26 protein-coding genes are annotated in these 20,829 nt (G+C 72.0%); 7 read left to right on the forward strand and 19 right to left on the reverse strand.

All coding sequences use genetic code 11. The features are described 5' to 3' along the window. Positions 1–295: 295 nt before the first annotated feature. The gene (locus LHA35_RS15130) at positions 296–433 is read right to left on the reverse strand and encodes a hypothetical protein (RefSeq protein ID WP_226609287.1); all 138 of its coding nucleotides are present in this window, start codon (positions 431–433) and stop codon (positions 296–298) included. Positions 434–450: 17 nt separating this feature from the next. On the opposite strand from LHA35_RS15130, the gene LHA35_RS15135 reads away from it, so the two are divergent. The 3 genes from LHA35_RS15135 (at position 451) to LHA35_RS15145 (ending at position 1,933) form a co-directional block, all read left to right on the forward strand. Continuing rightward, entirely contained in the window at positions 451–897 is a 447-nt protein-coding gene (locus LHA35_RS15135; protein ID WP_226609291.1) for a permease, read from the forward strand. A 120-nt stretch (positions 898–1,017) separates the two neighbouring features. Next, on the forward strand, positions 1,018–1,362 hold the full coding sequence (locus LHA35_RS15140; RefSeq protein ID WP_226609293.1) for a hypothetical protein: 345 nt from the start codon (positions 1,018–1,020) through the stop codon (positions 1,360–1,362). Between the two features lie 7 nt (positions 1,363–1,369). Next, positions 1,370–1,933 (forward strand): hypothetical protein, encoded by a 564-nt coding sequence (locus LHA35_RS15145; RefSeq protein WP_226609296.1) that lies wholly within the window; start codon positions 1,370–1,372, stop codon positions 1,931–1,933. A 303-nt stretch (positions 1,934–2,236) separates the two neighbouring features. Here the strand turns inward: LHA35_RS15145 and LHA35_RS15150 are convergent, their stop codons facing one another. From LHA35_RS15150 to LHA35_RS15165, 4 genes are all read right to left on the reverse strand, one after another. Continuing rightward, positions 2,237–3,583 carry a dihydrolipoyl dehydrogenase family protein gene (locus tag LHA35_RS15150; protein WP_226609298.1) on the reverse strand — a complete coding sequence of 449 codons (1,347 nt, stop codon included), beginning with the start codon at positions 3,581–3,583 and terminating at the stop codon, positions 2,237–2,239. Between the two features lie 10 nt (positions 3,584–3,593). Continuing rightward, positions 3,594–3,827, reverse strand: a complete 234-nt coding sequence (locus tag LHA35_RS15155) for a GDCCVxC domain-containing (seleno)protein (RefSeq protein WP_456316082.1) — start codon at positions 3,825–3,827, stop codon at positions 3,594–3,596. Positions 3,828–3,988: 161 nt separating this feature from the next. Next, positions 3,989–4,285: a mercury resistance system periplasmic binding protein MerP gene (gene merP, locus LHA35_RS15160; protein ID WP_226609306.1), complete on the reverse strand. Its 297-nt coding sequence runs from the start codon at positions 4,283–4,285 to the stop codon at positions 3,989–3,991. 11 nt (positions 4,286–4,296) lie between these two features. Further along, on the reverse strand, positions 4,297–4,710 hold the full coding sequence (locus tag LHA35_RS15165) for a mercuric transporter MerT family protein (RefSeq protein WP_226609309.1): 414 nt from the start codon (positions 4,708–4,710) through the stop codon (positions 4,297–4,299). A 76-nt stretch (positions 4,711–4,786) separates the two neighbouring features. Between LHA35_RS15165 and LHA35_RS15170 the strand changes: the two genes are divergently transcribed. Then, positions 4,787–5,191 (forward strand): MerR family transcriptional regulator, encoded by a 405-nt coding sequence (locus LHA35_RS15170; protein ID WP_226609311.1) that lies wholly within the window; start codon positions 4,787–4,789, stop codon positions 5,189–5,191. Positions 5,192–5,942: 751 nt separating this feature from the next. Here LHA35_RS15170 and LHA35_RS15175 read toward each other — a convergent pair. The 14 genes from LHA35_RS15175 to LHA35_RS15240 all read right to left on the reverse strand — a co-directional run bounded on the left by LHA35_RS15175 (position 5,943) and on the right by LHA35_RS15240 (position 18,656). Beyond that, positions 5,943–6,512: a DsbE family thiol:disulfide interchange protein gene (locus tag LHA35_RS15175; RefSeq protein ID WP_226609313.1), complete on the reverse strand. Its 570-nt coding sequence runs from the start codon at positions 6,510–6,512 to the stop codon at positions 5,943–5,945. Positions 6,513–6,629: 117 nt separating this feature from the next. Next, the gene (locus LHA35_RS15180; RefSeq protein WP_226609315.1) at positions 6,630–7,472 is read right to left on the reverse strand and encodes a methyltransferase domain-containing protein; all 843 of its coding nucleotides are present in this window, start codon (positions 7,470–7,472) and stop codon (positions 6,630–6,632) included. Between the two features lie 116 nt (positions 7,473–7,588). Further along, complete coding sequence (lgt, locus tag LHA35_RS15185) at positions 7,589–8,461, reverse strand: prolipoprotein diacylglyceryl transferase (RefSeq protein WP_226609318.1); 873 nt, start codon at positions 8,459–8,461, stop codon at positions 7,589–7,591. A 34-nt stretch (positions 8,462–8,495) separates the two neighbouring features. After that, positions 8,496–9,128, reverse strand: a complete 633-nt coding sequence (locus tag LHA35_RS15190; protein ID WP_226609321.1) for a TlpA family protein disulfide reductase — start codon at positions 9,126–9,128, stop codon at positions 8,496–8,498. Between the two features lie 188 nt (positions 9,129–9,316). Then, entirely contained in the window at positions 9,317–9,655 is a 339-nt protein-coding gene (locus LHA35_RS15195; protein WP_226609325.1) for a hypothetical protein, read from the reverse strand. 128 nt (positions 9,656–9,783) lie between these two features. Further along, a complete protein-coding gene (locus LHA35_RS15200; protein ID WP_226609327.1) occupies positions 9,784–10,899 on the reverse strand; it encodes an acyltransferase family protein in 1,116 nt (371 codons plus the stop codon). Positions 10,900–10,957: 58 nt separating this feature from the next. After that, on the reverse strand, positions 10,958–11,260 hold the full coding sequence (locus LHA35_RS15205; RefSeq protein ID WP_226609331.1) for a hypothetical protein: 303 nt from the start codon (positions 11,258–11,260) through the stop codon (positions 10,958–10,960). Between the two features lie 377 nt (positions 11,261–11,637). Next, on the reverse strand, positions 11,638–11,787 hold the full coding sequence (locus LHA35_RS15210) for a hypothetical protein (protein ID WP_226609334.1): 150 nt from the start codon (positions 11,785–11,787) through the stop codon (positions 11,638–11,640). Between the two features lie 65 nt (positions 11,788–11,852). Next, positions 11,853–12,212: a four-helix bundle copper-binding protein gene (locus tag LHA35_RS15215; protein ID WP_226609336.1), complete on the reverse strand. Its 360-nt coding sequence runs from the start codon at positions 12,210–12,212 to the stop codon at positions 11,853–11,855. 137 nt (positions 12,213–12,349) lie between these two features. After that, positions 12,350–12,736: a copper-binding protein gene (locus LHA35_RS15220; protein WP_226609338.1), complete on the reverse strand. Its 387-nt coding sequence runs from the start codon at positions 12,734–12,736 to the stop codon at positions 12,350–12,352. A 325-nt stretch (positions 12,737–13,061) separates the two neighbouring features. Beyond that, positions 13,062–16,271, reverse strand: a complete 3,210-nt coding sequence (locus LHA35_RS15225) for an efflux RND transporter permease subunit (protein WP_274707805.1) — start codon at positions 16,269–16,271, stop codon at positions 13,062–13,064. Then, positions 16,268–17,716 carry an efflux RND transporter periplasmic adaptor subunit gene (locus LHA35_RS15230; protein WP_226609341.1) on the reverse strand — a complete coding sequence of 483 codons (1,449 nt, stop codon included), beginning with the start codon at positions 17,714–17,716 and terminating at the stop codon, positions 16,268–16,270. The genes LHA35_RS15225 and LHA35_RS15230 overlap by 4 nt, the downstream gene beginning before the upstream one ends. A 13-nt stretch (positions 17,717–17,729) precedes the next feature. Then, positions 17,730–18,140, reverse strand: coding sequence for a FixH family protein (locus LHA35_RS15235; RefSeq protein ID WP_226609344.1), 411 nt, complete (start codon positions 18,138–18,140; stop codon positions 17,730–17,732). Positions 18,141–18,308: 168 nt separating this feature from the next. Continuing rightward, complete coding sequence (locus LHA35_RS15240; RefSeq protein ID WP_226609347.1) at positions 18,309–18,656, reverse strand: hypothetical protein; 348 nt, start codon at positions 18,654–18,656, stop codon at positions 18,309–18,311. Positions 18,657–19,658: 1,002 nt separating this feature from the next. On the opposite strand from LHA35_RS15240, the gene LHA35_RS15245 reads away from it, so the two are divergent. The 3 genes from LHA35_RS15245 (at position 19,659) to LHA35_RS15255 (ending at position 20,811) form a co-directional block, all read left to right on the forward strand. Continuing rightward, on the forward strand, positions 19,659–19,976 hold the full coding sequence (locus LHA35_RS15245; protein WP_226609350.1) for a hypothetical protein: 318 nt from the start codon (positions 19,659–19,661) through the stop codon (positions 19,974–19,976). Positions 19,977–20,028: 52 nt separating this feature from the next. Continuing rightward, complete coding sequence (locus LHA35_RS15250) at positions 20,029–20,352, forward strand: hypothetical protein (protein ID WP_226609354.1); 324 nt, start codon at positions 20,029–20,031, stop codon at positions 20,350–20,352. Positions 20,353–20,445: 93 nt separating this feature from the next. After that, complete coding sequence (locus LHA35_RS15255) at positions 20,446–20,811, forward strand: four-helix bundle copper-binding protein (RefSeq protein ID WP_226609357.1); 366 nt, start codon at positions 20,446–20,448, stop codon at positions 20,809–20,811. Positions 20,812–20,829: the final 18 nt, after the last annotated feature.

Below are 20,829 nucleotides of genomic sequence, written 5' to 3' on the forward strand. Positions count from 1 at the left end.
CGCCCCCCGTTGCGGCGGCCGGCAGGCCTCCGCCTGGTCGGAGGCCCGGGTGCGTCGGCACCAAACCCCTGGCGCCGGGCGACGTTGCCCGCCAGGGAGCCGGGAGCGAGGCATGGACCAGGTCTGGCAGGCGCTGCTGACAGGCGCGGGCATGCTGTGGAAGGCGCTCTGGGCGCTGGTCTTCGGCTACGTGATCTCGGCCGGCATCCAGGTGGTGGTCACGCGCGAGCAGATGGCCAAGGCGCTCGGCGAGCGAGGCGGCGCTGGCGGGCTTCTTCGGCTTCGTCTCCTCCTCCTACTCCTTCGCCGCGCTCGCCGCCTCGCGCTCGGTGCTGGTCAAGGGCGCGCGCCCGGTCAACGCCATCGCCTTCCTGATTGCCTCGACGAACCTGGTGATCGAACTCGGCATCGTGTGGCGGCGGGGATCAGGCAACTCTCTCCTTCCTCGCGGTGCTCGAGAACGCAGCCGTTGCGCCGGTGGTGGCCTTCTTCACCTTCATCGGCTCGATGGGCAACGTGCCGCTCGTCGCAATGCTGTGGTCGCGCGAGGTCTCCTTTGCCGGCGTGATGAGCTTCCTGGGCGCCGACCTCGTGGCGGCCACGGTGGTCTGGGTACACGCCAAGTACTACGGCTGGCGCTACGCCGCCTACCTCTCGCTGCTCCTCTACGTGTGCATGGTCGCGGCCGGGATCACGGTGCACTACCTGTTCGCGCTCGTCGGCGGGATCCCGGAGCAGCGGCCGGAGCTGCGCGAGATGGTGCGCTTCGCGGTGGACCACACGCTCTTCCTGAACCTCGCCTTCCTCGCCCTGGCCGCCTGGCTGGTCTGGCTGCAGTCCGGCCCGGGCGGCGGCCAGGGGCAAGCGGCAGCGGGAGCGTCGCACGCGCGCGGGTAGCGCGGCGGCAGGTGGAACAGCACCGGCCAGGAGGCGTTCCCGGCCGTGGGCCTACGGGACAGGGTGAGGCGCTCGGGCGCGTGTCGAACCGGAGCCGAGACGATGAGGAGGACGAAGACCATGCCGAAGACGACGATCGCAGCCGCGGCGCTGCTCGGTGTCCTGGCCGCGTCGGGCGGCGCCCACGCCCAGGGCACGGGGCAGCAGCCCACGCCCGGCCAGGCGCAGCAGGTCCCTGGCGCGCAGATGCCCATGCCCGGCATGCAGGGCGGCGGCATGATGCAGCAGGGAATGCCGATGATGCAGGGGCAGGGCGGGATGATGATGGCCGGCTGCCCGATGATGCAGCGCATGGCGTCGCTGGATGGGCGCGTGCGGCGCCTCGAGGAGCGCGCGGGCATCCCGGTGCCGGCGCAGCCCGGCGGGGCCGCGGGTGCCGCGCCGGGCTCGGCGCCGACGCGGTAGGGCCGGCTTGGCCGCCGTCGAGCCGCCGCGCGCCGCGGGCGAGACTGCGGCCTCCCGAGGGGGCGTCGCGGTGGCCATGGACGGCGGCGCCTGGCTGCGGGCGCTGCGCGTCTATCTTCCCGCGATCCTGGTCGGCAACCTGGCCTGGGAGGCGGCGCACCTGCCCCTCTACACGCTCTGGCGGACCGGGACCGCCGGCGAGCGGATCTTCGCGGTGCTGCACTGCACCGGCGGCGACCTGCTGATCGCGCTCTCTGCGCTCGCCGTCGCCCTCCTCGTCGCGGGCGACGGCGCCTGGCCCGCGGTGGGCCACCGCCGGGTCGCCGGGCTCGCCGTGGCCGGCGGCGTAGCCTACACCGCCTTCAGCGAATGGCTGAACGTCGAGGTGCGCCGCTCCTGGGCCTACGCCGAGGCGATGCCGCTCCTGGTACTGCCGGGCGGCTTCGAGCTCGGCCTCTCGCCGGTCCTGCAGTGGCTCGTGGTTCCGACGGCCGCGCTCTGGTTGGCGCGGCGCCGGGCCCTCCGGCCGCGGGGTGGCGGCGAGACTCCTGCCCCACGTCCGATTCGTTGACGAGGGCAGTCCGCTCGGCCCCTGGACCTGGCACTTGGCTGCGGCGAGGGCCTTGACGCGCCCGTCGCGCGACTTGCGCCCCTGCGGCCTGCCGCCGTCGCCGTTGAAGCTGCCACCGACGCCGAGACCTCATCGCCGCCGATGAAGGCGGTGCCGTCGACCGAAGGCGACGACTGGCGGTGGTCACTGCCAAGCGCGCCATCTCTTCGGGGCTTGCCCGGCGAGGCGGCCTCCGGCCCGGTCGCCGTACGCCAGTCGCGCGGCGGCGGGCCGACATCCCCCGCCAGCTCTGCCGCCGGGCCTCTACAGCATGTAGCCGAGGTCGGAGGCGCCCGACGGATAGGCGAACATCGTGTCCTTCAGCGCCTTCGCCGTCAGCCCGTGGCGGATCGCCAAGGCGAACAGGTTGACGACCTCATCGGCGTGCGGGCCGACGAGATGGGCGCCGAGGATGCGCTCCGTCCCGTCCTCGACCAGCACCTTGAAGCCGTAGACCGGCTCGGCCGCCTGCCGGGCCGTGAACCAGTCGGAGACCCTCTGCGTCTGCATGCGGAACTTGAGCCCTCTCCGCCGCGCCTCCGACTCGCCCAGGCCGACGGCCGCGATGGGCGGGATCGTGAAGGCCACGCTCGGCACGCCGCGATAGTCGGGCTTGTGCCGGTTGCCCTCCAGCAGGTTCCCGGCCACGACCCTGGCGTCGTGGCTCGAAACGGGCGTGAGCGGCGGCCCCGAGCCGGCGGCGTCGCCCGCCGCGTACACGGCCGGATTGGACACGCTTTGCAGATACTCGTTGAGCTGCAACTGGTCGTCCTTCACCGCCACCCCGGCGGCATCCAGGCTGAGGCCGTCGAGGGCGGGTACGCGGCCCGCCGCATGCACGACCAGATCCGCCTCGACCGCCAGGGCCTTTCCCTCCGACGAGGCTTTCACCCGGTATCCGGTCCCGGCCCTCTCGACGCCTTCGACGGCGGTTCCGGTCCGCACGTCGACGCCGATCCCCCGGAACTTCTCCATGAGCCAGCCGACCAGTTCCGGTTCGAACCGCGGCAGCATGCGCCCGCCCCGTTGCAGCACCGTGACCTGCGCCCCGGCCCGCGCCGCGATGTGCGAGAACTCGGCTGCGATGTAGCCACCGCCGACCATGACGATCCGCTTCGGCAGGACGCGGAGGGCGAGGAACTCCTCGTTCGTGATCAGGTGCTCCTCGCCGGGAAAGCCGAGCGTCGCCGGCCTTGCCCCCGTGGCGATCAGGATGTGCCGGGCCTCGAGCGCTGTCCCCTCGACCTCGACTCCATTGCGGCCCGTGAATCGGGCCTGTCCATGGAAGGCGGCGATGCCCTTCCCGGCATAGCTCTCCTCGTGCTTCCGCGGGACAGCCTCGGTAAAGCTGCGCTTGAAGGCGATCAGTTCCGGCCAGTCGATGCGCGGCGCACCGGCGACGCCCTTGCCGCGCATTCGCCGGGCGTGGTCGATGGCCGAGGCCCCGCCGACCAGCATCTTCTTCGGGTCGCAGCCGCGCAGCGCGCAGGTGCCGCCGAAGGGCCGGCAATCGGCCACGGCCACCCTCCAGCCCGCCGCGCGGCACCGCATGGCCGCGACCCGCGCCGCCGTGCCGGTGCCGAGGACGATCAGATCGAATTTCCTGGCCATGGCGCGCCACCTATGAGGTTGCGCAACAGGGCCCGGCTGCCGCACCCGGCAGGCGGACCTCCTGCACCGGCGGGCACGGCACATCGCCGAACGAGCAGAACACGCAGCAATCGCCAGGATGCGGCCGCAGCACCGTGCCGCAGCCCTTGCAGTCGTAGAAGAACTGGCAGGCGTCGGTCGGCATGGTCTCGGTCTCCTGCCGGCCGCATGCCGGACAGGTGATCTTCGAGCGCAACTCCATCAAACCCGTTCCTTCCCTTCTGTGGCACAGGAGCAGCGTCCACGCCGCGATTCCGGAAAAATCGTCCAAGGCTGGTGGCCTTGATCGAGCCAGGCCAGCCATCCGGGCTGGCCGCCCGCCCCGGGCGGCACGACAACGGCCGGGGTGGGGCAGGGTCCGATCGGTCACCGCGCGGGCTGCTCGGCCGGCTGCGACGGAAAGCCGACGCCGGCTGTCGCCGCCGTCAGGGCCGCCACGTCCGCCTGCGCATCGTCGAAGGTCACGACGGCCGCCCGGTCGCTGTAGGACACCTCCGCCCGGACCACGCCCGGCACGCGCGTGAGGGCCTGCTTTACGACGTAGGGGCAGGTAGGGCAGGTCATGTTCTCGACCGCGAGCCTGACCGTCCGCTCGGCGGCGAAGGCGGGAGCCGCCGGCAGCGACAGCGCCGCAATCAGCCCGACCAAGAGAATGCGCCGCATAGGCACCTCCTTCAGACCCCGAGCAGCAGCGGGGCGACGTAGGGAAAGACCAGGGCCACGGCGATGAGCGCCGTCGCCGCCCAGAGCGCCGCCTTCACCAGGCGGTTCGGCAGCGGCCGGGCGCAGGCCCCGCCGGCGGCGCAGGCCCTGGCCCCGCGACGGACGAGCCAATGGCCATAGCCCAGGAACCCGAGCGTGACGGCCACGAAGGCCGGCTGATACGGCGCGAGCGCCGTCAGGCGGCCGACCCACGCGCCGCCCGCCCCCAGGCTGAACAGCAGGAGGGGCAGGAGGCAGCACGAGGAGGCGGCGAGCGCGCCGAGCAGTCCGCCGGCCGCCGCCAGCTTCTGCCGGCCGCCCGCATCCTCCGATCCGACCGTCCGGCCGGCGGCGGCCGTCGCCACGGCCTCGCCTTGTCCGCTCATGGTCCTGTCCACATTGTCCCCGGGTCCGATCTTCAGTATCGAATCTGGAGCCGCTACAGGTTCAAGGGGAAAATTCATGGCTCGGCGGGATTTCGGCATCGGCGAGCTGTCGCGGCGCAGCGGCGTAAACATCGAGACCGTGCGCTACTACGAAAAGATCGCGCTCCTGCCGCCGCCGCCGCGCACCGAGGGCGGTCACCGGCTCTATCCCGACGACTACGCCAAGCGGCTGACCTTCATCCGGCGCGGCCGCGAGCTGGGCTTCACGCTCGACGAGATCCGCAACCTGCTCGGTCTGGTCGAGGGCGGCCACAGCTGCGGCGAGGTGCGGGAGGCTGCACTCGCGCATGTCGAGGACATCCGCCGAAAGATCGCCGACCTCCGGCGGATGGAGAAGCTGCTTTCCGAGACGGCCGCCCGCTGCGCAGGCGGAGCAGCTCCCGCGTGCCCGATCATCGGCGCCTTGGGCAGCGCATCATAGCTCGTCCAGGCGGACAGGCGCCCGCGCGCCGCCCGGCGCCAAGGGCCGTGTCCCCAACCGGATCACCTCCTGGTCCCGCCCCGCGGTCCGTGCTGCCGTCAGCGCGAGCGGTGGACGGCTCGGGCCGAGCCGATCGATCAGCGGCTGCGCGGCGGGCCACTGCCTGGACGCGGGCGTCCCTGGGCCTCCGTTCGGCGTCCGGATCCGCCGTCGCCCGCCATCACCCTGCGTGCTTTGTCCCACCCAATCCCAACGCCGGCGTCCCGCTCCCTCTAAGGGCCGCCCGGCTCCTGGCGGCCGGCGGCGATGGCTCCTCCGGTGCCAAGCTGCGGTAGGCCTCGGCCAACGCGGAGCCACTGGGCAGCGCGTCATCGGGGCAGGGCAGAGCGCCTTGAGGGCCCGCATCAGGTGCTCGGCCGCGTCCCGGCGGCCTTCGGCCTCGGCGCGCCTGAACGCTGCCAGGATCAGATCCTCCAGCCGGGACTGCGGCATTCTTCCTCCTCCACCGGTTGCTTCACGAGCGCTGCGCCTCATCTGCAATTCATCCGGTCGGCACCGGTTGCCTGCCAACGGAAGAGGGCCGTTGTTGCGGTTGGGGCAGCTTGGCGGACGAGGCCGCATTGACCGCGTGCTCGCTCCTGCTGCACGGGTTCGCCGAGTGCTTGCCCCAAGCCTGTCGCGGCGAATCCGGCGGTGGTTGCCGGCACGACCGCAGGTGGCAGGCTGGCGCGCGGGGCGACCAGGGGAGCACTCATGCGTGGCGCCGCAGCAGGGGCAGCAGGTCGCGGCGCAGGACCTCCTCCGTGATGGCGCCGACCTGGCGCCAGCGGACGATCCCGCCGCGGTCGACCAGGAAGGTCTCGGGCAGGCCGTAGACGCCCCAGTCGATGCCGAGGCGCCCCGTCTCGTCGCGGCCGAGCCGCGCGAACGGGTTGCCGTTGCGCTGCAGGAAGCCGAGCGCGTCCCGCGGCGTGTCCTTGTGGTTGACTCCGAGGACCGGCACGCCCTCGCGGGCGAGGCGCGTGAGCTGCGGGTGCTCGACCAGGCAGGGCACGCACCAGGAGGCCCAGAAGTTCACCAGCACGGGCCGGTCCGGCGCGCGCAGGTCGGTCGAGGAGAAGGATGGCACGCCCGCGCCCTCCAGCGGCGGCAGCGCGGCGAACTCGGGCACCGGGCGCCCGATCATGGCCGAGGGCACGCCGCGCGGGTCGTAGTCGCCCGTCCGCATACCCTGCAGCATCGCATAGAAGCCCCCACCCACAGCGGCGGCCAACCCGAGCGGGGCGAGAAGCAGGAGGCGACGGCTGGTGCCAGGCGTCATGCGGCGGGAACCTTGGTGAGGTGAGGAGGCTTCACCAATCGTCGGCAGTGCGGGGGCAGCAGCGAGACGCTGTGCACCGCTGTGCGTCCGCACGGACGCGCGGGAGAGAGCACGGTCCTAGTCACCACGCACTGCGACGTAGGTGTAGAAGTTGCTCGCACCGAAGAAGCTGTTCTCAGCCGAGGCCCGCTCCAGCCGCTCCGCGAAGGCGGCCGCCTTCGCCTCCGACATCGCGCCTGCCTTCGGCAGCAGCACGCGCAGAGAGGCGATGCCGGGGGAGAAGAAGTCGGCCCGGCCGGTGTCGGCGACGACGTAGCCGCGCGACCAGAGGAGGACGAGGCGGGCCTGGGCGAGCAGCCGCGGCATCGCGCGCATCACCCGCGGGTGTGCCACTCCCGTGCGCTGCAGGATCCGGTCGGTGACCTCGCCGCCGTCGGGGGCGTCGGTCGCGAAGGTGAGCGAGCTGTGATCGCCATCGAACACCACGAGGCGACCTGAGCCGGGCCGCAGCAGCCGTCGTGCCTCCGCCAGCACCGTCGTCGGGTCGGCGACGTGGCTGATCAGCGTGTGCATGACCACGACATCGAAGCTGCCCTCCGGCAGGTCGAGGCGGTGCGCGTCGCCAACACGGAAGTCGATGCGCCCGCCCACACCCTCCCCAGCCGCCGCGCGTCTCCCTGCCTCCACGAGATGTGGGCTGACGTCGATCGCGGTGATCGGCCCCTTCACCTCGGGCCGGCGGGCGAAGGCGCGGGCGGCGAGGCCGGTACCGCAGCCGAGGTCGAGGATGGCCTCGGTCCCACTGAGATCCAGTCTGGACGCATACTCGTCGAGGACGTGGGCAAAGAATGGATGCCTGCCACGCGCCTCCAACCGCATCGCAGCGGAGGCCAGGGTCCGCTCTTCCATCCGGAAGGTGCGCCCCCACGGGTCGGGGGACTTGAGCTGGCTCTGCTGCACAGGCTTCTCTCCTCCCACTTGAGGTGACAGGCCACTCCTCGCCCTGGCCCCCTCTTCGGACGAGCTGAAGCCAGAGCGACGCATGCGCCCCAACGGCCGCCGCGGCCGGTCTCCGCTCATCCCTGCTCCCCGCCGTGTTTCTCGCCCAAGCCCGGCGTGACGGGTTCTTGCCGGGCCCCGAGCGGCTGCGCGCCGGAGACGCCTCGGCGCCTCGCCCTCAGCATCAGCCAAACGCCGATAGCGACCATGGGCAGCGAGAGGAGTTGCCCCATAGTCGCCCCCGCGAAGAGGAAACCGAGATGCGCATCGGGTTGGCGGAAGAGCTCGCCGATGATCCGCGCCACCCCATAGCCCGCGAGGAAGGCGCCGGAGAGGACGCCCGGCCGCGCCCGCACCCCGGGGCGCGAGACGAGCCACATCAGCACGCCGAACAGCGCCAACCCCTCCAGCCCCGCTTGGTAGAGCTGGCTCGGGTGGCGCGGCTCGGGGCCGGCGCCGGGGAAGACCATGGCCCAGGGCACGTCGCCGACACGGCCCCAAAGCTCTCCGTTCACGAAATTGGCGAGCCGCCCGAGGAAGAGTCCGATCGGCACCACGCAGACCACGCGGTCCGCAAAGGAAAGGACGTCGAGCTTGCGGCTGCGCGCGAAGACGAACAGCGCCAGGACCACGCCCAGCGCCCCGCCATGGAAGCTCATCCCCCCGTGCCAGAGGTAGAGCGCCTCCCAGGGTGCGGTCAGGTAATAGCCCAGCCTGTAGAACAGGACGTAGCCGAGCCGCCCACCGAGGATGATGCCGAGCGTCGCCCAGGTGACGAAGTCGTCCACCTGCTCCGGTGTCGCGGCCACCGGGCGCAGCGCCACCAGCCGGCGCGCGAGCCGCCAACCGAGCAGGATACCGGTGATGTAGGCCAGGGCGTACCAGCGGATGGCGAAGGGCCCGACCTGCACCAGCACCGGGTCGATCATCGGGAAGGGGAGGGCGAGCATGTGGTCTCCTACGCGCCGGAGGAGGCGGGTACGTTCATGAGCGTGACGGCGCGGCCGCCATCGCGCGCCGGATCACGCCGACTGTCTCCGGGCTGTCCCACTCCAGCGGGCCGATAGCCCGGCCGATCTCGCGGCCATCGCGGTCGATGAGCAGCGTCGTCGGGATGCCGACGACGCCGAGCGCGCGGCTGGATGCGTTCGGGCGATCGAGGAAGACGGCGAGGTTCGCGATCCCGATCTGCTCGTAGAACGCGCGGACTGCGTCGGCACCGCCGCGGTCGATCGAGAGCGCCACGACCTCGAAATCGGGGCTGCCCAGTTCGGCCTGCAGCCGGTCCAGGGCGGGCATCTCCTCGCGGCAGGGCACGCACCACGTCGCCCAGATGTTCAGCAGGACGATCCTGCCTCGGAAATCCGCCGGGCCGAGCGGCCTCCCCTCCGCATCCGTGAACCCGAACTCGGGAACCGGCACGGGCCTCTCACGCATCACCAGGCCGCGCGGCGGCTGCGGCGCAGCGCCCGGCGCAGCCCTGGCCGGCGGCGCCGGCTCGCCGGGCGGGACCGCCCACAAGGCAAGGCCCGCAGCTAGCCCGGCCAGGGCCACCAGGCCCAGTGAAAGGGCGAGCAGCCCTGGCCGCCTCAGCGGGCGGAAGCGGCGACCGGTCACCGAGGCAATTCCTCGATGGACGGCAGAACCGCTCGATGAGCGCTGCACTGAGTCGACATCGCGTTCTCGCTGGCTTGACCTCGGCCGGCGTCCTCGCGGGGCGACCGAACAAGATCGATGGTCATCCTCCCGAGCGCCGTGCTCGGGAACGGGCGAGCAGGAAACGGCCCGGAGAGGGCCGCCCCGCGTCAGACCTGGACGGTCAGCTTGGGAGGATGAGGATCAGGGAGGCGCGCCAAGCCGGCGCCGCTCCGATCCGGCGCCACGGCGAACACGCTGGACGCCACCGGAACTTCCGGGGCGCCGCCGTCTGGGGGAAGCGCGACCGTGCCGACGCAGCTCGGCGCCTGCACGCAGGCGGAAGCCTTGGCCGTGTCGTCTCCGCAGTCATCCTGCATCGGCAGGGCCATGCCGGCCACCGTGGCCTGGGCACAGTCCACGCCGCCCGCCTGCGCCGTCAGCAGTACCGTGCCCAGCGCGAACGCCAGCGCCACGAGCAGACAGCAGATGCGGCGGAACACCGGCATGAGGGATATGTGACCAACTGAAGGCGGGAAATCAACAGGGCTGTCCCGGTGCGGTGCCGCGTTCGGCCGGGTACGTGGGACGAGCGGTCGAAGCGTCGACATCGCGGCGGTCGATTTGCGGGACGATGTCAGCCTGGCGCCCTCGCGCGGCGCCGGCCAAGGCGCGTCAGGAGCCAGCGGTTCGCCGGCACCTCCAACAGACGCCAGGCGAACCAGCCCGCGCCCAGGTTGGCCACGAGCGCTCCGGCCATGATCGCCAGCCGCGCCCCCTCGCCGGGAGCGGTCGTGCGCAGCAGCAGGACCAGCGCCGCTTCGACGAACACCCAGCACATGTAGACGCCGAAGGAGGCTTCGCCGAGCCGGTGCACGATGTCCCGCGGTCGAGGCGCAGCGCCGGGGTGGGTCGCCTCCCGCAAGTGGACGCCGGCGACCAGCGCAGCGAGGCCGGCCACCACCAGTGCGTCGGCGCGCAGCGCGAGGCCGAGCGGGACGGCCGCCGCGGCTATGGCCAGCGCGACGGTTGCGCTGAGGCGGCCATCCGTGCAGAGGCGGCCCAGCGCGATGCCGAGCGCCAGTTCCGGGAAGAAGCGCACCAGTCCGAGATGCACGGTGACGTTGAGAGAGTCGGTCGGGCTGAGCACATCCAGCAGGAACAGAACACCGAGGAGCAGCGGCGGTAGCGCAGCCAGAGGAAAGGCAGGCAGGCGCAGTACCAGATGGAGCAGCAGCGGCAAAGCGAGATAGCCCGCCCAGACTGCCGACAGAGTCCAGGACGGATAGTTCCAGGCCAGCCGGTCCGTCGTCTCCCAGGCGTTAAGCAGCAGCAGCTGCAGCCAGAAGTCTCGCACCGAGAAGCGCTCCGGGTCGTTGATGGCGAGGCCACTCGCGGCCGCCGCGGCCACCAGCATCGCCAGGGCCAGCAGCGCGAGCAGGTGCAGGGGCAGGACCTTGGCCAAACGCCGCGCCAGGAAAGTCGCATAATCGCCGAGCCCGCGCGGCGGCCGAGCGCGGTTCCCGAGCCAGAGCGCGAAGCCGGACAGCAGGAAGAAGCCGTCCACACCCAGGTAGCCCTTCAGCACCAGGTGCTCGACGACCGGCAGGCCTTGCACCGCCCGCAGCGCGAGTTCGAGGTGATAGACGAGCACCCAGCCGATGAAGAGCAGTCGGAGCCGCGTCAGGCCGGCGTAGCGCGGTGCGACAGCGGGCTCCGCAGCTGCCGCGGCAGCAGCTTCGTCGGCCAGCACCTGCGGCGGCCCGGCCGAACGGCTCACCGGGGTGTCCCAGTCATCCTTCCCTCCCCGATCAGCGGCCGGTTCCGTCGTCCTTCCGGTCGCGTTGCGCCGCGTCACCGCGGTGCCGGCCCATCATCATCAGCGGCATCAGCAGGCAAGGCAGGAGCACGAGCAGGATCAGCAGGGTCCAACCCGACGAGAACGCCCGCCCGGCGGAATCACGCTCGGAGAATATACCCGTTCCTAGCAGAAGGAGGATGGCAACCCCGACCACCAGCACGGCTAGCCCCCACTTGCGGAGCAGCCGGCGCGGCACTGCCCCCAACTTCCTGGGCGGTGCGCCTTCCTCCGACGGTTTCTTCGTATGGTCCATGGAAATCTCCATTATGGCTGGGAGCGGCGGATGCCCGACCGCCCAAGGGTTGATGCCCTTCAGAACTACTGCCTTCGAGGACTTGGCGAGATACGGGGGATGAGGCGCGATGCTCGAAGCCGTGCCAGCGCGGCCAGCTCCGGTGGGGGCCATTCATACTGTGCGGCGGGCCTGCAGCAGCCGCACCGCCAGGGTTCGGACGGCAGGTTATCCAGTTCGCGTGCGAGCATGGCTGGGAGCCGCCCCCATGGTCGCTCATCCGGGAGTGGCACCACCGTGAGGACCGGGCGCTCGGCCGCGGTCGAGCTGGACGCTGACCGCTCCGTAGGTCGTGACGCAGTAGGGGACGATGAAGGTCAGCAGCGCCTTCGCGATGTTCAGCTCGGCCCCGCCGAACAGGGCGTCCCCTTGTTGATGAGGTTCAAGACCGAGCCGACGACCACCGCCGCCTTGGCGGAATGCCAGGGGATGCCCTCGGAGAGTGCCAGCGCCAGGCTCCGTCTCCACTTGCCCATCCAACCTTCCATGGCCCTCTCTCCCATGCGGCGCCGGGCAGTAGCGCCCCTCTCCGCCAGCTTCGACACGGGACTGGTCAGCTGACAGCACCGCCGCTCCGGCCGGTGGGCACCGTTCCGCGGCAGATGTCTGCGCAGCGGCGGCAGTCCTCCGCGCATTCCTGCATCCCGGGCAAGTCGCCCGCGATGCGCCGGCAGTGCTCGGCGCAGGCCTCGCACGCTGCCGCGCAGGCCGCGCACAACTCGGCGCTGAGCGACGGCATGCGCGTGATGAAGTCCGCGGCGATCAAGCAGGTCTGCGAGCAGTCGAGGATCGCACGGGCCAGCGGCGCGGCCGCCTCCAGATCGCGGCGCCCGAGGTCCGCCACCGCCGCGCGGAGGCAGGCGCGGTGGCACTCCAGACAGGTCCGGATGCGGCGCTGCACCTCGCCGGACACGAGGCCTCCGCGAGGGATCAAGAACATCGATCTGGACGGCTCCTTTGCGCCAGCTTGATGTCGTCCTGCTGCCGGGGGCGCCGCCGCGCCCCCGGCCGCAACGGCGCCCGCCGCCACGCCGACCACGAAGTGGCCACTCAGCCCTTCGGAACCACGCGGGTGACGACGTAGCCACCGCTCGCCCCGGGCCGCGGCGCCAACGTGAACTCCACCTGCCGGCCGGGCGCGAGGCCCGTGATGTCCACGCCCGGGGCCACGGGGAAGTCCATCGTCATCGCCGGCCAGCCGATCGCCGGGATGGGCCCGTGGGCGAGGCTCAGCGTCCGGCCTGCCGCGTCCACCTTCTGGACCGTGCCGGTCGCGACGGCCGCCCCCTGGGCATTCGAAGGGCCAGGCCTGGCCGCCTGCTGCGGCGCAGTGCCGGCCGTCGGGCCTTGCTGCGCGTGCCCCTGCCCGGCGGTCAGCATCAGCAGTGCCGCTGCCGCGGCGGCCACGGTCAGCGGTCTCGTGATGGTCGTGGTCATGTCCTCGCTCCTTGGATGGACTACATGGATGTGCGTGCAGGGGGCACGCTCCCGACGGCAGGCGGGCGTCGCCCGCCGCACGTGTCCGGCCGGCACCGCCGACCCGTAGGGTTGCCGCACGCGGCGGACCGACCGCGGAGGTGGGGTGTCAGCGCCTCGGGCGGCCGCCGAGGCGACCCAAGGAGCTGCTTCGGCCGCACGCACGCGCCCAAGCGCGTCCGCCATGCTCGGCTCGCGCGGGCAAACCGGCCCGCGGCAAGGCTTGGCCCTTGGCGGCGCGCCGCCCCCTTTGCCCGCCCGACGCCTCATCGCCCTCGGCGCCCCTCTATTCACCGGCCGCCGCGACCGGCTCGCGGCGCGCCGACGCGAGACGCTCGCCGTGGGCCGGGCGGTCTGCGGCGCGCTCGGCCACGACGGCGGCCGCGTGCGGCAGGCCCCAGCCCTTCACCAGGCTGTAGATGGCCGGGATCACGAGCAGGGTGAGCACGGTCGAGGAGACCATCCCGCCCACCATGGGCGCCGCGATCCGACGCATCACCTCCGAGCCCGCGCCGTCGCTCCAGAGGATCGGCAGCAGCCCGGCCATAATGGCGACGACGGTCATCATCTTCGGGCGCACGCGCTCCACCGCGCCCTCCATGATCGCCTTGCGCAGATCGGCCCGGGTCAGCGTCCGCCCCTCCGCCGCGCAGCGGGAGCGGACCTCCACCAGCGCGGATTCGAGGTAGATCAGCATCACCACCCCGGTCTCGGCCGCGACGCCGGCCAGCGCGATGAAGCCGACCGCGACCGCGACCGAGAGGTTGAACCCCATCCACCAGACCAGCCAAACGCCGCCCACCAGCGCGAAGGGCACCGAGAGCATGACGATCAGAGTCTCCGCCAGCGCGCGGAAATTCAGGTAGAGCAGCAGGAAGATGACCAGGATGGTGACCGGGACGACGATGCGCAGCCGGGCCTCGGCCCGCTCGAGGTACTCGAACTGGCCGCTCCAGGTCGCGTGGTAGCCCGGCGGGAAGGCCACCTCGGCGGCAACGGTGCGCCGCGCCTCCTCGACGTAGCCCCGCAGGTCGCGGTCGCGGATGTCCACGAAGATGTAACCCACGGGCTGGCCGTTCTCGGTGCGGATGGAGGTCGCCCCGCGGCTGAGGCCGACCTGGGCGACCTCGCCGAGCGGGACCGAGCCTCCGCCGGGCAGCGGCACCTGCACCTCCGTCGCGATCGCCTGCGGGTCGTCGCGCAGCTCGCGCGGGTAGCGGACGTTCACCGAGTAGCGTTCGCGTCCCTCGACGGTCGTGGTCACCGTCTCGCCGCCGAGCGCGGTCGCCACCACCGCCTGCACGTCGCCGATCGAGAGCCCGTAGCGGGCGATCGCATCCCGGTCGGGCACGACGTCGAGATAGTAGCCGCCGATGATCCGCTCGGCGTAGGCGCTCGAAGTGCCGGGCACGGCGCGCACCACCGCCTCCACCTGCCGCGCGAGGCGCTCGATCTCGGCGAGGTCCGGGCCGAACACCTTGACGCCGACCGGCGTGCGGATGCCGGTCGAGAGCATGTCGATGCGAGCCCTGATCGGCATGGTCCAGGCGTTGCTCACCCCTGGGAACTGCAGCGCCCGGTCCATCTCGGCGATCAGGCTGTCCGTGGTGACGCCCGGACGCCACTCGGCGCGCGGCTTGAGCTGGATCACCGTCTCGAACATCTCGGTCGGCGCCGGGTCGGTCGCCGTCGCGGCCCGCCCCGCCTTGCCGTAAACCGAGGCGACCTCCGGGAAGGAGCGGATGATCCGGTCCTGCGTCTGCAGCAGCTCCGCCGCCCGCGTCACCGACAGGCCCGGCAGCGTGGTCGGCATGTAGAGCAGCGTGCCCTCGTTCATGGTGGGCATGAACTCGCCCCCCAGCCGCATCGCCGGCCAGGCGGTGGCGCCCATTGCCGCGACGGCGACCAGGATCGTCAGGACGCGGGCCCGGAGCACCAGCTTGATGAACGGCCGGTAGAGCCAGACCAGCAGCCGGTTCACCGGGTTGCGGTGCTCGGGCACGATCCGGCCGCGCACGAAGATGACCATCAACGCGGGGACGAGCGTGATGGAGAGCAGCGCCGCCGCCGCCATGGCGAAGGTCTTGGTGTAGGCGAGCGGCCCGAACAGCCGCCCCTCCTGCGCCTCCAGCGCGAAGATCGGCAGGAAGGAGACGGTGATGACGAGCAGGCTGAAGAACAGCGCTGGCCCGACCTCGGCCGCGGCCTCCGTCAGCACCTCGAGGCGCGGCTTGTCCGGCGGCGCGCGCTCCAGGTGCTTGTGCGCGGCCTCGATCATGACGATCGCGGCGTCCACCATAGCGCCGATCGCGATGGCGATGCCGCCGAGGCTCATGATGGTCGAGCCGATGCCCATCAGCTTCATGGCGACGAAGGCCATCAGCACGCCGACCGGCAGCATCAGGATGGCGACCAGGGCGCTCCTGACGTGCAGCAGGAACACCACCGTCACCAGGGCGACGATGACGCTCTCCTCGATCAGCGTGAACTTAAGCGTCTCGATCGCCGCCTCGATCAGCTGGGAGCGGTCGTAGACCGGCACGATCTCGGTGCCCGCGGGCAGGCTCGGCAGGATCTCGGCGAGGCGCGCCTTGGCGTTGCGGATCACGTCGAGCGCGTTGGCACCGAAGCGCTGCAGCACGATGCCGCTCGCCACCTCGCCCTCGCCGTTCAGCTCTGCGATGCCGCGCCGCTCGTCCGGCCCGATCTCGACGCGCGCGACGTCGCCGAGCAGCACCGGCGTGCCGCCAGCGGCCCGCAGCACGATCCGCTCGATGTCCTCCACGCCGCGCAGGTAGCCGCGGCCGCGCACCATGTACTCGAACTCGGACATCTCGACGGTGCGGCCGCCGACGTCCTGGTTGCTCGTCCGGATCGCCTCCCGTACCCGGTCCATGGAGACGCCGAGCGCGCGCAGCCGCAGCGGGTCGACCACCACGTTGTACTGCTTGACGAAGCCGCCGACGCCCGCGACCTCGGCCACGCCCTCGGCGCGCGCGAGGGCGTAGCGGACGCGCCAGTCCTGCAGGGAGCGAAGCTCCGCCAGGGTCAGGTCCCTGGCGAGCAGGGCGTATTGGTAGACCCAGCCGACGCCGGTGGCGTCCGGCCCGAGCGCCGGCCTCGCCCCCGGCGGCAGGCGCCCTGATGCGGCGTTGAGGTACTCGAGCACGCGGCTGCGCGCCCAGTAGAGATCCGTGCCGTCCTCGAAGATGATGTAGATGTAGGAGGCACCGAAGAACGAGAAGCCGCGCACGACCCTGGAGCGGGGCACGGTGAGCATGGCCGAGGCCAGCGGGTAGGTGACCTGGTCCTCGACCACCTGGGGGGCCTGGCCCGCGTAGTCGGTGTAGACGATGACCTGGACGTCGGAGAGGTCGGGCAGCGCGTCGAGCGGGGTGTTGCGCACCGCCCAGACTCCAGCCGCCACCACGAAGGCGGTGGCGACAAGCACCAGGAAGACGTTGCGCGCCGACCAGGCGATGAGGCGGGCGATCATCTGCCTTCCTCCCCGGCCGGGGCAGCCGCTGTGAGGCCACGCAGCGCGGCCCTGAGATTGCTCTCGGCGTCGATCAGGAAGTTGGCGGCGACCACCACGCGGTCACCCTCGGCCACGCCATCCCGGATCTCGACAAAGCCGCCGCCGCGGCGGCCGAGCCTCACCTCCTTCGGCTCGAAGCGTCCCTCGCCCCGGTCGAGGATCACCACCTGCCGGGTGCCACTATCGATCACCGCGGAGTTGGGGACGGCGACCACCGGTCCCCCGCCGCCCGCGGCGATCTCCGCCTCGACATACATGCCCGGGAGCAGCGCGCCCTCGGGGTTGGGCAGCTCGATCCGCACCCGGGCCGTGCGCGTCTCCGGGTTGAGCTGGGGGTAGATCAGGTCGATGCGGCCAGTGAAGCTCCGGCCGGTCAGGCCGCGTGGGCGCACCTCGACCCTCTGGCCGCGTGCAATGTTCCCCAGCTCGCGCTCGGGCAGATCGGCCAGCGCCCAGATCACGGAGAGGTCGGCCAGGCGGAACAGGACCTCGCCCGCCGGCATGCGCATGCCGTCGGACACGTTCCGCTCCAGCACCACGCCGTCGCGCGGGGCCGGCCAGACGAAGGATTGCGGGATGCGCCGCGTCCGCTCGATCTCGGCGAGGAGCTGCGGCGGCACGCCGAGGTTCTCCAGCCGCCGGCGGGCGCCGTCCGCGGTGACCGCACTTGTTCCGGCAGGAATCCCGAGAGCCGAAATGTATTGGGCGCCGGCGGCGATCACCTCCGGCGAGTAGAGGCGCAGCAGCGGCTGCCCGCGCTGCACCCGGTCACCGGTGGTGATGTCCTCGACCCGCTCGACGAAGGCTTCCGTCCGCAGCGCAACCACCGAGACCCGCCGCTCGTCCAGCTGGATCGTGCCAGGGGCGCGCACCGGGCGCACGAGCTCGCGCCGGGCGACCGGCTCGGAGCGCACGCCGGTGGCCTGGATCCGGCCCGGCGCGACCCGCACCGTGGACCCGTCCTGGTCCTCGCCCTCATAGACGGGGATGTAGTCCATCCCCATCGAATCCTTCTTGGGCACCGGCGAGGTGTCCGGCAGGCCCATCGGGTTGCGATAGTAGAGGATCCTCCGCGGGCCGCCCGACGCCGGCTGGGCCGCCGCCGTCGCGGTCGCCGGCGCGGCCGGGTCTTCCGGCTCCACGTCCTGGCCGGCGTAGACCGCGCGGAATTCCCGCCCGTCCTGGGTCCGGCGCGGCCCCGCCGCGTATTCCGGCCGGTCGGGGTGGCGGTAGTAGAGGACGCGGTCGGAGACGGGCCGCGCCGGCCCGCCGGCTTGCCGCTGCTCCGAGGCGACGGCCGGTCCCAAGCCGGGGACCAGGCCCAGCCGCCCCGCCTGGTAGCCGCCGACCCCCAGGCCGACCGCCGCGGGCACGATCAGCGCCGCCAGAACCATGCGTCGCATGGCGGCCGCCCTCCTACTGGACCGCGCGGAGGACGAGGCGGTTCTGCACCGTGCCCTCCTCGCCCTGCACCTTGGCCGCAAGCGTCAGCGCCCAGCCCCCGGCCATCACCAGGTCGGCGCGGAAGCGGTAGACGCCAGGCTCGTCGGCACCCGGCACCGGCGTGACCGGCATGGTCATGGTCGGCATGCTCTCGGGCGACATGTCGAGGCGCGTGGCGTAGATCACCGCGTCCGGCACGGCGCGGCCGGACGGCTTGTGGACGAGCCGGACCGCCAGGACCGCGCCCGCGCCCTGCCTCACCTCGGCCGTCACCAGCCGGAACTCGTAGTCCTGTGCGCCCGCGGCGAGAGCGCCGGCAACGGGCGTCAGCGCCATCGCCGCGGCCAGCACGGCCGAGCGGGCGGACATCCTCCAGATAGCCATTGTGTTGGTCCTCACGTCTTGAGCCCAGCAAGCCGCCGACAGACGGCGAGCAGGTGACATGGCCGGCCGCGCGCTTTGAACGCGCGGGGGCTATGCCGCGGAGCCGGCCGGAATCACGCCTACACGGCGCGACCGAGACCGGCCTCGGCCTTCAGCGGCCGAGTAGGCTCAGGCGCGAGGGGGTTCGAGCGGGGGAAGGATGCCGATGCCGGCCCGCACGGGATAAAGGCGAAGCGCCTGCACGGGAGACTCGACGTATGCCAGGGCGAGCGGCGCGGCAGCTCGGTCGAGGAGCGGGACGGGGCACTTGGCAAAGCACACCGACACGCTTGGCACCTTTTCGGGATCGTCCGGCATGCTACCGCCGTCACAAGGGGCACCGTCGGCAGCCGCTGCAGCAGCCATGTCCATGCCGCACGGCGCGTTCGCCGCGACCGAGGTCGTGGCGAAACCGGCCAGCAGGAACGCCAGCACGGAGAAGACCACGACTAGGCGTCGGAAGAGCGGGACCCGCATCGAGCCTAGGATGGCGACGAACCACGGTTGAATCAAGGGGCGAGCGGCCCGCCTATCCTCAGCGGGTGTGCGTGGTGCTCACAGCGGCGGCGGCTGCCGGTCGGCTGCGAGCCGACAAGGACCAGCGGCGCGGTGTGGAGCCAAACTGGTCTAGGCGGAGGAGTGTTTTGCCGGAATCCCAGGCACCACGAACGGTGTAGCCGAGCGTGCGACAATGCCCTCTACCGCAGCCCCGTGCTGTGCCCTGTCTTCACCGGCCTCGGCACGCGGTGGCACGGCGTTCGGCGCCTGCCCTCCGGCGGCCAGCGGGGGACGGGCCCCGGGACGAAGAGCGCCGTAAGCGGCGTGTGATCTTGCGTCCACGCGTACTGCTCCTGGCTGTTTGCCGGGGGAGGCGAGGCGATGGATGCGTCCGCGATTGAAACTCCGGCGGGCCCGGACCATTCTAGCGGTCATGTGGGCAGCGATCCTCAGACGGGTCACGGTCGTCCTGACGGTCTTCGCGCTTCTCGGCGCGGTGCCGGCGATGGCTGCCCCCTTCGCGCCGTTGGGGATGCCGGACTGTGGTGCCCTGATGGGCGAGACCGCCATGGGGGGCGTCCCCTGCGATCCGGCCACGCCGAGGCAAGGGCAGCCTGCCTGCCCCGCCGCCGCGATCGGGTGCGCCGCTGCGGCGCTCCCCAGCCCGGTGACGCAGGCTCCTTTCGTGCTATCGCCGCCCAGGATCTGGATTCCGGTGGCGCACTCCGTCCTCCTCGGCCGGACGATCGAGCCCCACCTCTTCCCTCCCATCCGCTCCGTCTGACGCGCGGGTGTGCCCGCCTTCGGGGCGGCGCGCCTGATCCCTGCGCCGCGGCCTAGCCGGAGGCACGGTGCCGCTGTTGGCGGCCCGCACCGCCGCCGCTGCGCGAGAGACGCTCACGGGGACCGGGGAACACCAACCCCACCCCGCCCGGGCGGTGGCTTGGCCGCCGCCGGGACTGACGAACGGGAAGGAAAGACATGGACACTCTCACTTTGCCCACTCCGACCGGCGCGACCGCGCCGGACCGCCGCCGTCTCGCCGACCGCCTGCCCTCGTGGCTGCGCGGCCGCCGGGCGGTGATGCTCGGGGTTTTTGCCCTGGTCGGCGCGGGCCTCGCGCTCGGTTGGCCCTGGCTCGTGGCCTTCGGGCTCGCGCCTCTCGTGCTCTCGCTGCTGCCCTGCGCGGCGATGTGCGCGTTCGGCATGTGCATGATGGGCGGCAAGGACGGCAAGCCCTGCCACTCAAAGGCCAACGCTCCCGGGCCGGAGGCGCGCCCGTCGCGCCAAGACGCCTGACGGCGCCGCCGTCCGGCACCACTCCCACGACCACGACAAAGGAACACACAGCATGACTCGCAAGCACACCGCGTTCTTCGCCGCCGCCGCCCTGCTCGGCGGCTTCCTCGCCGCCCAGGGCGCCTTCGCCCAGCAGGGCACCACCACCCCGCCTCCGGGCGGCGCCCCGCAGGCGCAGCCCGGGCAGGGCCAGCCCAGTCAGGGGATGATGGGTGGCATGGGCGGCATGATGGGGATGATGAACATGATGGGCCAGATGGACCCGGCCCAGATGAACCGGATGATGGAGAACTGCAACCGGATGATGGAGGGGATGAACCGGGGCCAGGGCGGCTCCGGCCCCGCCACGCCCGCGCCGGGCCAGCAGCGCGGCTGAGCCGTCGCCGCTCCACCCGCCGCCGTGCCGCGGCGGCGGGTGGCAGGCGAGCGTCTAAGCGCGACAGGGCACCACCCAGGAAGGACACCAGTCATGAGCGGCCAGACCACCATCTCCCAGGCGACGGACGCCGGGATGCAGCGCTGTATCGCCGAGTGCCTGGATTGCCACCAGATCTGTCTCCAGACCGTCGCCTTCTGCCTGCGCACCGGCGGCGAGCACGCGCGGGAGGACCACATCCGGCTCCTGACGGACTGCGCGCAGATCTGCGTGGTCACTGCCGACTTCATGGCCCGGCGCTCCCCGCATCATGCGCACCTCTGCCGTGAGTGCGCCGAGATCTGCGCGCAGTGCGCCGACGACTGCGACCGCCTCGGCCAGCACGAGGAGATGCGGCGCTGCGCCGAGGCGTGCCGTCGCTGCGCTGAGAGCTGCCGAGGCATGGTTGGGACCGCCTGAGGCGGCGGCCCGGACCGC

Origin of the sequence: Roseicella aerolata, from assembly GCF_020523605.1 — a bacterium.
GTDB lineage: Bacteria > Pseudomonadota > Alphaproteobacteria > Acetobacterales > Acetobacteraceae > Paracraurococcus > Paracraurococcus aerolatus.

What these genes read in the sequence shown, in the direction of transcription:
- LHA35_RS15140 (WP_226609293.1), top strand. Translation starts at nt 1,018, where the DNA reads ATGCCGAAGACGACGATCGCAGCCGCGGCGCTGCTCGGTGTCCTGGCC.
- LHA35_RS15150 (WP_226609298.1), bottom strand. Translation starts at nt 3,583, where the DNA reads ATGGCCAGGAAATTCGATCTGATCGTCCTCGGCACCGGCACGGCGGCG.
- merP (WP_226609306.1), bottom strand. Translation starts at nt 4,285, where the DNA reads ATGCGGCGCATTCTCTTGGTCGGGCTGATTGCGGCGCTGTCGCTGCCG.
- LHA35_RS15165 (WP_226609309.1), bottom strand. Translation starts at nt 4,710, where the DNA reads ATGAGCGGACAAGGCGAGGCCGTGGCGACGGCCGCCGCCGGCCGGACG.
- LHA35_RS15170 (WP_226609311.1), top strand. Translation starts at nt 4,787, where the DNA reads ATGGCTCGGCGGGATTTCGGCATCGGCGAGCTGTCGCGGCGCAGCGGC.
- LHA35_RS15175 (WP_226609313.1), bottom strand. Translation starts at nt 6,512, where the DNA reads ATGACGCCTGGCACCAGCCGTCGCCTCCTGCTTCTCGCCCCGCTCGGG.
- lgt (WP_226609318.1), bottom strand. Translation starts at nt 8,461, where the DNA reads ATGCTCGCCCTCCCCTTCCCGATGATCGACCCGGTGCTGGTGCAGGTC.
- LHA35_RS15195 (WP_226609325.1), bottom strand. Translation starts at nt 9,655, where the DNA reads ATGCCGGTGTTCCGCCGCATCTGCTGTCTGCTCGTGGCGCTGGCGTTC.
- LHA35_RS15205 (WP_226609331.1), bottom strand. Translation starts at nt 11,260, where the DNA reads ATGGACCATACGAAGAAACCGTCGGAGGAAGGCGCACCGCCCAGGAAG.
- LHA35_RS15210 (WP_226609334.1), bottom strand. Translation starts at nt 11,787, where the DNA reads ATGGAAGGTTGGATGGGCAAGTGGAGACGGAGCCTGGCGCTGGCACTC.
- LHA35_RS15220 (WP_226609338.1), bottom strand. Translation starts at nt 12,736, where the DNA reads ATGACCACGACCATCACGAGACCGCTGACCGTGGCCGCCGCGGCAGCG.
- LHA35_RS15225 (WP_274707805.1), bottom strand. Translation starts at nt 16,271, where the DNA reads ATGATCGCCCGCCTCATCGCCTGGTCGGCGCGCAACGTCTTCCTGGTG.
- LHA35_RS15230 (WP_226609341.1), bottom strand. Translation starts at nt 17,716, where the DNA reads ATGCGACGCATGGTTCTGGCGGCGCTGATCGTGCCCGCGGCGGTCGGC.
- LHA35_RS15235 (WP_226609344.1), bottom strand. Translation starts at nt 18,140, where the DNA reads ATGGCTATCTGGAGGATGTCCGCCCGCTCGGCCGTGCTGGCCGCGGCG.
- LHA35_RS15240 (WP_226609347.1), bottom strand. Translation starts at nt 18,656, where the DNA reads ATGCGGGTCCCGCTCTTCCGACGCCTAGTCGTGGTCTTCTCCGTGCTG.
- LHA35_RS15245 (WP_226609350.1), top strand. Translation starts at nt 19,659, where the DNA reads ATGGACACTCTCACTTTGCCCACTCCGACCGGCGCGACCGCGCCGGAC.
- LHA35_RS15250 (WP_226609354.1), top strand. Translation starts at nt 20,029, where the DNA reads ATGACTCGCAAGCACACCGCGTTCTTCGCCGCCGCCGCCCTGCTCGGC.
- LHA35_RS15255 (WP_226609357.1), top strand. Translation starts at nt 20,446, where the DNA reads ATGAGCGGCCAGACCACCATCTCCCAGGCGACGGACGCCGGGATGCAG.